9 protein-coding genes are annotated in these 14,520 nt (G+C 67.0%); 4 read left to right on the forward strand and 5 right to left on the reverse strand.

What is annotated here, in order from left to right; all coding sequences use genetic code 11:
- Positions 1-65 precede the first annotated feature (65 nt).
- The 4 genes from gltB to ACAG24_RS18555 are packed head-to-tail and all read left to right on the forward strand — an operon-like array spanning position 66 to position 8,426.
- A complete protein-coding gene (gltB, locus tag ACAG24_RS18540; RefSeq protein ID WP_370474192.1) occupies positions 66-4,607 on the forward strand; it encodes a glutamate synthase large subunit in 4,542 nt (1,513 codons plus the stop codon).
- A complete protein-coding gene (locus ACAG24_RS18545) occupies positions 4,600-6,108 on the forward strand; it encodes a glutamate synthase subunit beta (RefSeq protein ID WP_370474140.1) in 1,509 nt (502 codons plus the stop codon). The genes gltB and ACAG24_RS18545 overlap by 8 nt, the downstream gene beginning before the upstream one ends.
- A gap of 27 nt (positions 6,109-6,135) precedes the next feature.
- Positions 6,136-7,554, forward strand: a complete 1,419-nt coding sequence (gene pyk / locus ACAG24_RS18550) for a pyruvate kinase (RefSeq protein ID WP_370474141.1) — start codon at positions 6,136-6,138, stop codon at positions 7,552-7,554.
- 11 nt (positions 7,555-7,565) lie between these two features.
- Entirely contained in the window at positions 7,566-8,426 is an 861-nt protein-coding gene (locus tag ACAG24_RS18555) for an acyl-CoA thioesterase II (RefSeq protein WP_370474142.1), read from the forward strand.
- 6 nt (positions 8,427-8,432) lie between these two features.
- Here the strand turns inward: ACAG24_RS18555 and ACAG24_RS18560 are convergent, their stop codons facing one another.
- The 5 genes from ACAG24_RS18560 to ACAG24_RS18580 are packed head-to-tail and all read right to left on the reverse strand — an operon-like array spanning position 8,433 to position 14,500.
- On the reverse strand, positions 8,433-8,906 hold the full coding sequence (locus tag ACAG24_RS18560) for a DUF4190 domain-containing protein (RefSeq protein WP_370474143.1): 474 nt from the start codon (positions 8,904-8,906) through the stop codon (positions 8,433-8,435).
- Entirely contained in the window at positions 8,903-10,378 is a 1,476-nt protein-coding gene (locus tag ACAG24_RS18565; protein ID WP_370474144.1) for an ATP-binding cassette domain-containing protein, read from the reverse strand. The genes ACAG24_RS18560 and ACAG24_RS18565 overlap by 4 nt, the downstream gene beginning before the upstream one ends.
- Entirely contained in the window at positions 10,365-11,927 is a 1,563-nt protein-coding gene (gene cydD, locus ACAG24_RS18570) for a thiol reductant ABC exporter subunit CydD (RefSeq protein ID WP_370474193.1), read from the reverse strand. The genes ACAG24_RS18565 and cydD overlap by 14 nt, the downstream gene beginning before the upstream one ends.
- Positions 11,928-11,980: 53 nt before the next feature.
- The gene (gene cydB, locus ACAG24_RS18575; RefSeq protein WP_370474145.1) at positions 11,981-13,021 is read right to left on the reverse strand and encodes a cytochrome d ubiquinol oxidase subunit II; all 1,041 of its coding nucleotides are present in this window, start codon (positions 13,019-13,021) and stop codon (positions 11,981-11,983) included.
- 9 nt (positions 13,022-13,030) lie between these two features.
- A complete protein-coding gene (locus ACAG24_RS18580) occupies positions 13,031-14,500 on the reverse strand; it encodes a cytochrome ubiquinol oxidase subunit I (protein WP_370474146.1) in 1,470 nt (489 codons plus the stop codon).
- Positions 14,501-14,520: the final 20 nt, after the last annotated feature.

The following is a 14,520-nucleotide window of genomic DNA, read 5'->3' on the forward strand; positions in this document are numbered from 1 at the left end:
ACACTCGCCCGACGGGCCGCTGCAGTCCCTGAAGACCATTTCCAGGACTGCGGAGGCCCATGCCCATGCTGTTTTCGGCGCTGCCCGAACCCCAAGGTCTCTACGACCCGGCCAATGAGGCCGATTCGTGCGGCGTCGCGATGGTCGCCGACATCAAGGGTAGGCGTTCGCACTCGATCGTCACCGACGGCCTTATCGCGCTCGAGCACCTCGAACACCGCGGTGCTGCCGGGGCCGAGCCCAACAGCGGTGACGGGGCGGGCATCCTGATTCAGCTCCCGGTCGATCTCCTTCGTAGCGTCGTCGACTTCGACCTGCCCGAACCCACCGGCGATGGAAGCAGTACTTTCGCCGCGGGCATCTGCTATCTGCCCCAGGATCCTCGCCGGCGAGCGGGTGCACAGGCGACTGTGGAAACCATTGCCGCCGAAGAAGGGCTGGAGATCCTTGGCTGGCGCGAGGTTCCGGTCGACCCCGCCGGCGCGGAGGTCGGCCAGACTGCGCTCGGATGCATGCCCTACATGTCTCAGGTGTTCGTCGCCGCCCCCGAACGCAACGGAAACCGCCTCGGCGGAATCGATCTGGACCGTCGCGTCTACCCCATGCGCAAGCGTGCCGAACGTACCGGCGTCTACTTCCCGTCGCTGTCCAGCCGCACCATGGTTTACAAGGGCATGCTGACGACGATGCAACTGCCGCAATACTTTCCGGATCTGCGTGACGAACGCTGTATCAGCGCCATCGCCATCGTGCACAGCCGTTTCTCCACCAACACGTTCCCGTCGTGGCCTCTGGCCCATCCGTTCCGCTTCGTCGCCCACAACGGCGAGATCAACACCGTGCGTGGCAATCGCAACCGCATGCACGCGCGCGAGGCCATGCTCGCCAGTAGCAAGATCCCCGGAGACCTGAGCCGGCTGTCGCCGATCTGCACACCGGAGGCGTCCGACTCGGCGTCCTTCGACGAGGTCCTCGAACTGCTTCACCTCGGCGGCCGCAGCCTGCCCCACGCCGTGCTGATGATGATTCCCGAGGCCTGGGAGAACAACAGCACCATGGAGCCCGCCGAGCGGGCCTTCTGGCAGTTCCACGCCTCCCTCATGGAGCCCTGGGACGGGCCGGCCTGCGTCACCTTCACCGACGGCACTCTCGTCGGAGCGGTGCTGGACCGCAACGGTTTACGGCCGGGCCGCTGGTGGCGCACCATCGACGATCGCATCATCCTCGCCAGTGAAAGCGGTGTCCTGGACGTGCCCTCGTCGGAGGTCGTGGCCAAGGGCCGGTTGCAACCCGGCAAGATGCTGCTCGTCGACACCGCCGCAGGGCGAATCATCTCCGACGACGAGATCAAAGAAGACCTGGCCGGCGCCGAGGCATATGGCGAATGGCTGCACGCCGGGCAGCTCGAGCTCAAGACACTGCCCGACCGGGCCCACATCCAGCCCAACCATGAGTCGGTCGTGCGCCGCCAGGTGAGCTTCGGCTACACCGAGGAGGATTTGCGCATCCTGCTCACGCCGATGGCGGCATCGGGTGCCGAACCCCTGGGGTCGATGGGTACCGACACCCCGGCTGCTGTTCTGTCCCAACGCTCCAAGCTGCTCTACGACTATTTCGTCGAACTGTTCGCGCAGGTGACCAACCCTCCGCTCGACGCCATCCGCGAAGAGGTCGTCACGTCGATGGCGCGCATCATGGGGCCCGAACAGAACCTGCTGGAACCCGGTGCCGCGTCGTGCCGCCAGATCAAGCTCACGTGGCCGGTGCTCGACAACGACGAGCTCGGCAAGATCGTCCACATCAACGACGACGGCGAGCACCCGGGCCTGCGCACCGCTGTGCTCAGAGCCCTCTACGACGTCGAGCGCGGCGGTGAAGGGCTCGCCGACGCGCTGGAGGATCTCCGCCTGCGCGCCTGCGAAGCGATCGCCAAAGGCGCTCGGACACTTGTCATCTCAGACCGCGACTCCGACCACACCAAGGCGCCGATTCCGTCCCTGCTCGCCGTTTCGGCCGTCCACCACCATCTGGTACGTACGAAGGAACGCACCACGGTCGCGCTTGTCGTCGAATCCGGCGATGCCCGCGAAGTGCACCACATCGCGATGCTGATCGGTTTTGGTGCCGCCGCGGTCAACCCGTATCTGGCCTTCGAGTCCATCGAGGACCTGATTCGTGAAGGGGAACTGACCGGCGTCGAACCCGCTGCGGCGGTGCGTAATTACCTCAAGGCGCTCGGCAAGGGCGTCATGAAGGTGATGAGCAAGATGGGCATTTCCACCGTCGCGTCCTATACGGCCGCGCAGGCGTTCGAGGCTGTCGGCATCGACAGGGACGTCATCGACGAGTACTTCACCGGAACACCGACCCAACTCGGCGGTATCGGCCTCGACGTCATCGCCGAGGAGGTCAAGCTGCGGCACCGGCGGGCCTATCCTGAGAACCCGACCGAGCGGGTGCACCGCCGCCTCGAGGTCGGCGGCGAATATGCGTTCCGTCGCGAAGGCGAGTTGCACCTGTTCACACCGGAAGTCGTTTTCCTGCTGCAGCATTCGACCCGAACCGGGCGCTACCAGGTTTTCGAGCAATACTCCGAAGAGGTCAACCGGCTGTCGCGTGAGGGTGGCGCGTTGCGGGGCCTGTTCGAGTTCAGGACGGACCTGCGGCCGCCGGTGCCGCTCGACGAGGTCGAACCGGCCAGCGAGATCGTCAAGAGGTTCAACACCGGCGCGATGAGCTACGGCTCCATCTCCGCCGAGGCCCACGAGACGATGGCGGTCGCCATGAACAACCTCGGCGGGCGATCCAACAGCGGCGAAGGTGGTGAAGACACCGACCGGCTCTACGACTCGAAGCGCCGCAGCGCCGTCAAACAGGTTGCATCCGGGCGCTTCGGTGTCACCAGCGACTATCTCGTCAACGCCAGCGACATCCAGATCAAGATGGCCCAGGGCGCCAAACCCGGTGAGGGCGGCCAACTCCCGGGCTACAAGGTGTACCCCAACATTGCCAAGACCCGGCACTCCACCCCGGGTGTCGGATTGATCTCACCGCCGCCACACCACGACATCTACTCGATCGAGGATCTCGCCCAGCTGATCCACGACCTGAAGAACGCCAACGCCGATGCACGCATCCACGTCAAGCTCGTCAGCTCGGTCGGCGTCGGCACGGTGGCCGCGGGTGTCTCGAAGGCCCACGCCGACGTCGTGCTGATCTCCGGCTATGACGGTGGCACCGGGGCTGCGCCGCTGACCAGCCTCAAACACGCAGGGGCGCCGTGGGAGATCGGTCTGGCCGACACCCAGCAGACCCTCGTGCTCAATGGGTTACGCGATCGCATCACCGTCCAGTGCGACGGCGGCATGCGGACTGCACGCGACGTCATGGTCGCGATGCTGCTCGGCGCCGAGGAATACGGTTTCGCCACTGCGCCGCTGGTCGTGGCGGGCTGCATCATGATGCGTGTCTGCCACCTCGACACCTGCCCGGTGGGCGTAGCGACCCAGAACCCGGAACTGCGGGCACGGTTCAACGGCAAGCCGGAGTTCATCGAGAACTTCTTCCACTTCATCGCCGAGGACATCCGGAAGTATCTGGCCGAGTTGGGGTTCCGCAGTATCGATGAGGCAGTCGGCCATGCCGACGTCCTCGACACGGCGAGTGGGGTCGCACACTGGAAGAGCAAGGGCCTCGATCTGAGCCCGATTTTCGCAGTGCCGACGGTCAACACGCAGCGCGTCCGGGTCCGGGAGCAGGATCACGGGCTTGAGCAGGCCCTGGACCGAACCCTGATCCAGCTCGCCGAAGGCGCCCTCGAAGACGCCCACCCTGTCCGTCTCGAGCTGCCCGTGCGCAACGTCAACCGCACGGTCGGCACGCTGCTGGGAAGCGAGGTCACCCGCCGCTACGGCGCACAGGGCCTGCCGGAGGACACCGTCCACGTCACCCTGACCGGATCCGCGGGGCAGTCGATCGGCGCGTTTCTGCCGCCCGGCATCACACTGGAGCTCATAGGAGACGCCAACGACTATGTGGGAAAGGGGCTTTCGGGCGGCAAGATCATCGTCAAGCCGCAGGACGACGTGTTGTTCCTTCCCGAGGACAACGTCATCGCAGGCAACACCCTGCTGTTCGGCGCCACCTCCGGTGAGCTGTATCTGCGCGGCCGCGTGGGGGAGCGGTTCGCCGCGCGCAACTCCGGTGCGCTGACCGTGGTCGAGGGCGTCGGAGATCACGCGTGCGAGTACATGACAGGCGGCCGGGTCGTGGTGCTCGGCAAAGTCGGCCGCAACATGGCCGCCGGTATGTCGGGGGGTATCGCGTTCGTGCTCGGCCTCAACCCACAACGGGTGAACACCGACATGGTGGAGCTGCAGCGTCTCGACCCTGAGGACCTGCTGTGGCTGCGCGACGTCGTCGCCCAGCACGCTCGCTACACCGGCAGCATGGTCGCGACGTCGGTGTTGTCGGATTGGCCGCGGCGCAGCGCGCAGTTCACCAAGGTCATGCCGCGCGACTACCAGCGCGTGCTGCAGGCCACCCGAATGGCCAAGGCCGAAGGCCGGGACGTCGATTCAGCGATCATGGAGGCAAGCCGTGGCTGACCCGCACGGATTTCTCGAAGTGGCCAAGGTCGAGGCCACCAAGCGGCCCGTCGACGAGAGGGTCGGTGACTGGCGCGAGGTGTACGAGCGCCAGGATCCCCACCAGCGGGCCGGCGAGGTATCGCAGCAGGCGCGGCGCTGCATGGACTGCGGAATCCCGTTCTGCCACTCCGGGAGTGCGGGCTGCCCGCTGGGAAACCTGATCCCCGAATGGAATGACCTGGTGCGGCGCGGACGGTGGGATGCCGCCAGCGACCGGCTGCATGCGACGAACAACTTTCCCGAGTTCACCGGCAGGCTCTGTCCCGCCCCGTGTGAAGCTGCCTGCGTGCTGTCCATCGCCGAGGACCACACCGGTGGCAGCGTCACGATCAAACGCATCGAACAGACCATCGCCGACCAGGCCTGGATGGACGGCATCGTGGAACCTCAGCCCGCTGCGATCTCCACGGGGAAGCGGGTCGCTGTCGTGGGATCTGGCCCGGCGGGACTTGCGGCGGCGCAACAACTCACGCGGGCCGGCCACGACGTGACGGTCTACGAGCGCGACGACCGCATCGGCGGATTGATGCGCTACGGCATACCCGAGTACAAGCTGGAGAAGTCGTACCTGAACCAGCGCCTAGCCCAGATGCGCGCGGAGGGAACGCGTTTCGTCACCGAGACCGAGGTGGGCGTCGATCTGCCCGTCGAGCAGCTGCGTGCCCAGCACGACGCGGTCGTGCTGGCGGTCGGCGCGCTGCGGGCGCGTGACAACGACGTGCCCGGCCGAGACCTCGACGGCGTGCATCTGGCGATGGAGCACCTGGTGCCCGCCAACAAGGAATGCGAAGGCGACGGAGCCAGCGAGATCTCGGCAGCGGGCAAGCACGTCGTCATCATCGGCGGCGGCGACACCGGCGCTGACTGCCTCGGCACCGCACACCGGCAGGGGGCCGCCTCGGTGACCCAATTGGACTACAACCCCGAGCCCCCCGAATACCGTGACGACTCACGCTCGCCGTGGCCGATGTGGCCGATCGTGTTGCGCACACGGCTCTCGCCGGCGCACGCCGAGGGTGGCGACCGCCGGTACGAGGTCGCCGTGCAGCGCTTCCTGGGCGACGAGAACGGCAACCTGCGGGCGATGGAGATCGCCGAGGTCCAGGTCGAACGCGACGACTCCGGCCGCAGACGCATCGTGCCGGTGGGTCAGTCGCTTGAGATCCCCTGCGAGCTGGCCCTGCTCGCTATCGGCTTCGAGGGCGTGGAGCATATGGCTCTGCTGGACAAGCTGGGCCTGACCCTGAGCCGCCGCGGGACGCTGTCGTGCGGCTCGGACTGGCAGACCGACGCGCCCGGGGTCTTCGTGTGTGGAGACGCACACCGGGGCGCCTCGCTGATCGTGTGGGCGATCGCAGAGGGCCGCAGCGCTGCACATGCCGTGGACGTCTATCTGATGGGCGAATCGGATCTACCCGCCCCGGTACGGCCCGGGGCCCTACCGCTGGCCGTCATCTGAATCGATTAACGACTATGCTCAGGAGTCGTGACTAGACGCGGAAAAATCGTCTGTACGCTTGGCCCCGCAACCGCATCGGACAGTGCTGTCAAGCAGCTGGTCGAATCCGGAATGGACGTCGCCCGGCTCAACTTCAGCCACGGGGACTACCCCGACCACGAAGCGAACTACAAACGCGTCCGCTCCGCGTCCGACGCGACGGGCAGAGCCGTCGGAATCCTCGCTGACCTGCAGGGACCGAAGATCCGGCTGGGTCGCTTCGCCGACGGTCCCACCGAATGGGCCAACGGGGAAACGGTGCGGATCACCGTCGAGGACTGCGAAGGCACCCACGACAGGGTGTCGACCACGTACAAGCGGCTGGCGCAGGACGCCAAGCCCGGTGACCGCGTGCTCGTCGACGACGGAAACGTCGGCCTCGTGGTGGAGCACATCGACGGCAACGACGTGGTCTGCTCGGTCACCGAGGGCGGCAAGGTCAGCAACAACAAGGGCATGTCGCTGCCGGGTATGAACGTCTCCGCACCGGCGCTCTCGGAAAAGGACATCGAGGATCTCGAGTTCGCGCTGCGCCTCGGCGTGGACCTGGTCGCGCTCTCGTTCGTGCGCTCGCCCGCCGATGTCGAGCTGGTCCACGAGGTGATGGACCGGGTGGGGCGCCGCGTGCCCGTCATCGCGAAGCTGGAGAAGCCGGAGGCGATCGACAACTTGGAGGCCATCGTGCTGGCCTTCGACGCGATCATGGTCGCCCGTGGGGATCTCGGCGTCGAGCTGCCGCTCGAAGAGGTGCCGCTGGTGCAGAAGCGTGCAATCCAAATGGCAAGGGAGAACGCTAAACCCGTCATCGTCGCGACCCAGATGCTGGAGTCGATGATCGAGAACTCGCGCCCGACTCGGGCCGAGGCCTCCGACGTCGCCAACGCGGTGCTCGACGGCGCCGATGCGGTGATGCTGTCGGGGGAGACCTCGGTCGGCAAGTTCCCGTTCGAGACGGTGCGCACCATGGCCCGCATCGTGAGCGCGGTCGAGGACAACTCGGTCGCCGCACCGCCGCTGACCCACACGCCGCGGACGAAGCGCGGTGTCATCTCGTACGCGGCCCGCGACATCGGCGAGCGCCTCGACGCCAAGGCGCTGGTGGCGTTCACCCAATCCGGCGACACCGTCCGCCGTCTGGCCCGCCTCCACACCCCGCTGCCGGTGCTGGCGTTCACGTCGCTGCCCGAGGTCCGCAGCCAGTTGGCGCTGACCTGGGGTACCGAGACGTTCATCGTTCCCCACATCGAAACGACGGACGGCATGATCCGTCAGGTCGACAAGTCGATGCTGGAGCTCGGCCGCTACAAGCGCGGCGACCTGGTGGTCATCGTCGCCGGTGCCCCTCCGGGCACAGTAGGGTCGACGAATCTGATCCATGTCCACCGCATCGGGGAGGACGACGTCTAGGAGGGCCGCAGTTGCCAGGGCACGCAGACTTCGACGAGCTCCTGGCGATCCTGCACCTGGAACGTCTCGACGACGACACGTTCCGCGGCGTTCATCCCAGCAAGAACCCGATCCGCACCTTCGGCGGGCAGATGATGGCGCAGGCGTTCGTCGCGGCCAGCCGCAGCCTGAAGTACCCCACCGCCCCGAGCGCGCTGTCGGTGCACTTCATCGCAGGCGGCGACCCGGCGCAGGATCTGGAGTTCCACGTGGTGCGGCTGCGTGACGAACGCCGGTTCGCCAATCGCCGGGTCGACGTCGTGCAGAACGGTCAGCTCCTGACCACCGCGCTGGTCTCGTACCTGACCGGTGGCGACGGACTCGAACACGGCATCGAACCGCCCGTGATCGACGACCCGGAGGCCGTACCGCCGATCGACCATCTGTTGCGCGGCTATGAGGAGATCGTTCCGCTCTTCGTCAACGCGCTGCGCCCCATCGAGTGGCGCTACACCAACGATCCGGCGTGGATCATGCGCGACAAGGGCGGTTCGCTTCCGCACAACCGGGTGTGGATGACGGCCCAGGGCGTCATGCCGGAGGATCCGGTGCTGCACGCCGCCGCACTGGTCTACTCCTCGGACACGACAATTCTGGACTCGATCATCACCACCCACGGTCTGTCCTGGGGGCACGACCGCATCTTCGCGGTCACCACCAATCACACGGTGTGGTTCCACCGTCCGATCAGGTTCGACGACTGGGTGCTCTACTCGACGACCTCACCGGTCGCCGCCGACTCGCGCGGCCTCGGCACCGGCCACTTCTTCGACCGCTCGGGCCGGCCGTTGGCCACGGTCGTGCAAGAGGGGATCGTCAAGCACTTCCCGTGACGGTTCCTACGGCGTCGGCGTGACCGTGATCGAGAACTCGTCTTCCACCCGCTGGGTGAACTCCTGGGCGCACTGCTCCACGGCGGCCTGGTCGGAACCGGCGTTGTTGACGCAGTCGATGTAGTCGGTGCCGCCGACTTCCTTGAACAGCGCCACACCGAAGACGCCGACGATGACGAACGCCGCGATCGCCACGATGATGCTCAGGAAACCGAGAATGATGCCGGCCATCGCGACGCCGCCGTTGGTGGCCTCACCGCGCTTGACGCGGCCCCGCCCCAAGAAGCCGAGGACGACCGCGACGATGCCGAGGACCACGCCGCCGAACAGTGTGAACAACGAGATGATCGCCACGACAAGCGAAGCCGTCCCCAGCCCGTTCTTCGGGGCAGCAGGGACGGGAGGCGGGTAACCGCCATAGGGCGGCGGCGGATAGCCGCCCGGGTAGGTGCCAGGGGGAGGAGGCGGCGGTTCGCTCATGCGGGTGAGATTACCGTCACAGACACGTTTTCCGGCGGATGATGAGTCGCAACGACGACAGTTCGTTCCGTTCCGAACAACGCACCGGGCGTCAGCAGTTCGACCATGATGTCGTCGGCATCCGACGCATCGAGGTGCTCGGTTGGTTCGTCGAGAAGCACCGTCTGGGCGGTCGAGGTCAACGCCCGGGCCAGCAGAAGCCGCCGTCGCTGCCCCGCCGACACCGCTGCGTCCCCGCCGGCGAGCACCGTCGACAATCCGTCGGGCAGTTGGTCGAGCCATTCGCCCAGGCCTGCGCGCCGCAGCGCGTCCACGAGTTCGTCGTCCGCGGCGTCGCCCCGGGCCACGAGCAGGTTGTCGCGGACCGTGGTGGAGAACAGGTGGGCGTCTTCGGCGAAGAAGACTCCCGGGGTCTGCATGAGCAGCGTCGTCTTGCCGCAGCCGGACGGTCCGACGACCGCGACGCGGTCGCCGGGTTGCAGATTCAACGGCGTGACGGCGGGCCTGCGGTCGTCGTCTACCGGGTCGGTCAGGCTCAGCAGCCGCTGCGCGGCGATGCGGCCCCTGGTGAGCGCGATCGCGGCACCCGGCAGTGCGGCGGTGGCTTCGAAAGCGGCGAGCGGCACCAGCATCAGGATGGCGACGGTGGTCGGAGCAACGCTGTCGGACAGCGCGATTCCGGCCAGCACTGCGCCGATCAGGCTCACCCCGATCGCCGCGGTGGGCGCAGCCGCTGCCACCGCGGCGGGCGCTGCGGCCCGGTCGATCGCGCGGCCCCAGCGACGTTGCTCATCGCCTGCGGCGACGATGAGGCCGGCAAGTCGCCCGCTCACACGAAGCTCAGGTGCGTGCTCGAGGGCGAGCAGTGCGGCGGCGTCGCGACGCGAATGATGCTCTACGGCAACCGTTTCAGCGGCCACCGCCGCTCTGGCCGCCACCACGGGGGCGGCAACGCCGGCGACCAGCATGCACAGTGCCAGTACCGTCGCCGCGGCGGGTGAGATGAAGGCGATCGTCGCGACCGCGGCCACGCCGAGGACGGCGGCGACACCGATCGGCACCACGGCACGAACGAGAACGTCGGCGACTTCGTCGACGCCGCTGCCCACGCGGGCCACGAGATCGCCGCTGCTGCGCCGCATCACGGCTTCTTCCGGTCCGGTGGCCAACCGGGTGAAGAGTCGTTCCCGGGCGGAACCCGCCGCGCGCAACGCCGTGTCGTGTGACGCGAGCCGTTCGCAATAGCCGAGCAGTCCACGTGAAATTCCGAGGGCGCGCACCGTGACGGCGGCGACGGTCAAGGTCAGCACCGGTGGCATCTCCCATGCGCGGGTGATCAGCCATGCTGAGACCGCGGTGAGGGCGAACGCGCTACCGAGCGACAGCGCCCCGAACGTGACGGCGAGTGCGACACGCGAAATCCTGGGCCGCAGCAGCGACCAGGCGAGCACGAGCGGGTCACGACGCGACACGGACACCTCGCATATCGACGACAGCATCGCCGATCGACAGCACAGGATCGCGGTGGCCGACGACGAGCACGGTGGCTCCGGCGTCGGCGCGCCGGGCGATCGCTTCGAGAACCCTCGCCTCGGTGGGCCCGTCGAGATGGGCAGTGGGCTCGTCGAACAGCAGCAGAGACGCGGGGGAGCCGAGCACACGGGCCAGGCCGAGCCGTTGCCGCTGCCCCAGTGACAGGCCCACGCCACCGCGACCGATCGTGGTCTGCAGGCCGTCTGGCAGCGTGGCCAGCACGGCGTCGAAACAGGCGGCGCGGCAGGCGGCTTCGAGATCGGGGAGCGGTCCGAACAGTTCGAGGTTCTCCTGAACGGTGCCGGGGATCAGCACCGGCCGCTGTGCCAACCAGGCGACCTTGGCCCACCACTGCGTGCGGTCCAGGTCTGCCACGCCGACGCCGTTGACCACCACGTTGTCCGCACCCGAGGAATCAAGCCCCAGTATCGACTGCAGCAGGGTGGACTTGCCGATGCCGTTGGGCCCGGTGAGGACCGTGACGTGGCCGGGTGAGGCCGTCAGTGGGGGGTCGGTGACGCAGACGGTGACCGGACCTTCCGGCACCGGAAGGCTTCCCCCCGGGGCAGGCTTCTGTGTGTCGATGAAGCGGAATGCGGCCTGCACCGCGGTCTTTCCGTCTTGAGCTGAGTGGAACGCGGCCCCGACTCGCCGCAGCGGCCAGAACACCTCGGGAGCAAGAAGCAGGGCGGTCAACCCGGCGGTCAACGTCATGTCTCCGTAGACGAGCCGCATCCCGACACCGACGGCCACGAGCGCCACCCCGAGGGTGGCCAGCAGTTCCAGCACGAGTGCGGACAGGAATGCGATGCGCATCGTCGCCATCGCCGAACGGCGATGCGCTGCACCGAGTTCGGCGATGCGGGTGGCAGCACCGTCGGTGCGGCCGAGAGCGCGCAGGGTCGGCAGGCCTGCCACCAGGTCGAGTAATCGGGACTGCAATGTGGCCATCGCCGCCAGGGCCGCGGCGGACCGCTCGGCGGTCGCCATCCCGATCAGAATCATGAAAATCGGGATCAGCGGTAGTGCGATAGCGACGATGACGGCGGATCGCCAGTCGTACCAGGCGATCACGACAGCTGTTGCCGGGGTCAGGATCGCGGCCAGACTCAGCGACGGCAGATAGGTGGTGAAGTACACCCGCAGTCCGTCGAGGCCTCGCGTGACGACGACGGCGGCGTCGTCGCGTTGCGTGAGGAGTTCACGGGGCGGAAGCGACGTTGCGGTCGTGAGCACCTGGTCGGTGAGGTCGGCGATGACCGCGCTGGCGCCCCGTTGCGCAAGGGTGCCCTGCTTCCAGTGCACCACGGTGCGGATTGTCCACAGCGCCAGCAGGATCAGCAGAGGTGGGGTGAGAGCGTCGACGCTGCGGGATGCCGGGTCGGTGATGACGCGTGCGACGACGGAGGCCAGCACCACCGCCGACGCGATGGTGCACGTCGCGATCAGGACACCGCAGGCCGTGGTGGCGACCAGGAACCGGCGCATCGCCACCGAGACCCGCCACAGCCGCGGATCGATCGGGGCGCGCGTGCTCTCGGTCAGGACACTCGCCTCGACAAACCGATCGAGGTGGGGATGGCGTCGGCGCTCACCCGCTTGCGGAACACCCAGTACGACCACGCCTGGTAGCAGAGCACCAGCGGAAGCAACGCCAACGATGCCCACGTCATGATCTTGAGGGTGTACGGCGTGGACGACCCGTTGTAGATCGTGACGCTCCACTCGGGATTCGTGGTCGAGGGCAGCAGGTTCGGATACATCGACCCGAAGATCAGCACTGCCACGGCCGCGACGACGACGATCATCGACACGAACGCGATGCCCTCGCGAGTCTTGCGCCACATCAGACCGACCGCGAGCAGCAGCGCCACGACCGCCAGCCCGAGTGCCGACCACGTCCACGTCTGGCCGTACGCGAGCTGGGTCCACAGGCCGAATCCGCCTGCCAGCACGATCACCGGGACCGAGAGGAGCCGCCCGACACGGAATGAATCTGCGTGCAGCGCACCGGAAGTCTTGAGCGCCAGATACACGGAGCCGTAGAACAGGAACAGCGAGGCCGTCGCCAACCCGCCGAGCAGGGTGTATGGGCTCAGAATGTCGCCGATACCCGGACGTGCGATGCCTTCGGCGTCGATCGGCAGACCCCGCAGCAGGATTGCGAAAGCCACGCCCCACAGGATCGCCGGAAGCCAGGACCCCAGCGCGATGCCGATGTCTGCCCAGCGGCGCCACTGGGGGTCGTTGATCTTGCCGCGCCACTCGATGCCGACGATGCGCAGGATCATTCCGAAAAGGATTGCCAGCAGGGGCAGATACAGCGCTGAGAACAACGTGGCGTACCAGTTCGGAAATGCCGCGAACATGGCGGCGCCCGCGGTGATCAGCCACACCTCGTTGGCGTCCCATACCGGGCCGATGGTGTTGAGCACCGCCCGGCGCCGGTTGTCGGGGTCACCGGGCCCCAGTGAGCCCATCGGCGCCATCAGCATGCCGACGCCGAAGTCGAACCCCTCCAGAATGAGGAAGCCGAGGAACAACACGGCGATCAGGAGAAACCAGAGTTCCTGGAGTGCCATGGCGATCTCCTAGTACGCGAACGACAGCGGGGCGACGTCGTCCTTGTCGGGCGGCGCGGGCGGTGCGGGTTCGGAGTCGTGCTCCTGTGGGCCCTCGAGGACGTAGCGCCGCATCAGGTAGAACCACACGACCGCGAGCGCGCCGTACAGCAGGGTGAACACTGCCAGCGAGAACATCACCGTGCCTGCCGCATGGTGGGATACGCCCTCCTGCACCGTCATTCGCACCATCGGGTCCCCGGTCGGATTGGGCACGACCACCCACGGCTGCCTGCCCATCTCGGTGAAGATCCAGCCCGCGGAGTTCGCGAGGAACGGCGCCGGGATCGCCAGGACGCCCGCCAGCCCGTACCACCGGGGGTGGGGAATGCGACCCCGCCGGGTCAACCACAGCGTCACGAGCGCGAAAGCCACCGGGACGAGCAGTAATCCGATCATCGCGCGGAACGCCCAGTAGGTGACGAACAGGTTCGGCCGGTAATCGCCGGGACCGAACTTCGCTTCGTACTCCTGCTGGAGATCCTGGACGCCTTGCAGCGTGACGCCGCTGAACCTGCTCTCGGCGAGGAACGGCAGCACGTAGGGCACCTCGATGAGATGGGTGACGCTGTCGCAGTTGTTGTGCGTGCCGACCGTCAGGATCGAGAAGTCCGGATCGGTTTCGGTGTGGCACAACGATTCTGCCGATGCCATCTTCATCGGTTGCTGGACGAACATCAGCTTGCCCTGGATGTCGCCGGTGAAGAACAGGCCGGCCGCGGCGGCGAGCGCGACGAGGCTGCCCAAGATCGCGGCGGGCCGGAACATCGACGTTGCGTCGGGCGGCGCGGCGTCGGTGGCATTGCGGCGGCGTTCCCGCACCATCAACCAGGCCGAGATACCGGCCACGAAGGCCCCCGCGGTCAACAGTGCTCCGGTGATCGCATGGAAAAACGCCCAGACCGCGGTGTTGTTCGTCAGTAGAGCGCCGAAATCCACGAGTTCGGCGCGGCCGGTCTCCGGGTTGTACCTGGCTCCGACCGGGTGCTGCATGAACGAGTTGGCGGCGATGATGAAGTAGGCCGAAGCGTTCACGCCGAACGCGACGATCCAGATGCACGCCAGGTGCACCGCACGGGGCAGGCGGCTCCAGCCGAAGATCCACAGCCCGATGAACGTGGATTCGAAGAAGAACGCGACCAGGCCCTCGAACGCCAGGGGTGCGCCGAAGATGTCGCCGACGAACTTCGAGTACTCGCTCCAGTTCATCCCGAACTGGAACTCCTGGACGATGCCGGTCGCGACGCCGATCGCGAAGTTGATCAGAAACAGCTTGCCGAAGAACTTCGTCAGCCGATACCAGGAAGTGTTGCCGGTGACGTGCCAGATCGTCTGCATGACGGCGATCAGCGGGGCCAGTCCGATGGTCAACGGGACGAAGATGAAGTGGTAGACGGTGGTGATACCGAACTGCCACCGCGACACATCAAGTGCGTCCATGCGTCACTCCCAGGCGTTGG

The organism is Mycobacterium bulgaricum (assembly GCF_041287165.2).
In the GTDB taxonomy this organism is placed as follows: Bacteria; Actinomycetota; Actinomycetes; order Mycobacteriales; family Mycobacteriaceae; genus Mycobacterium; species Mycobacterium bulgaricum.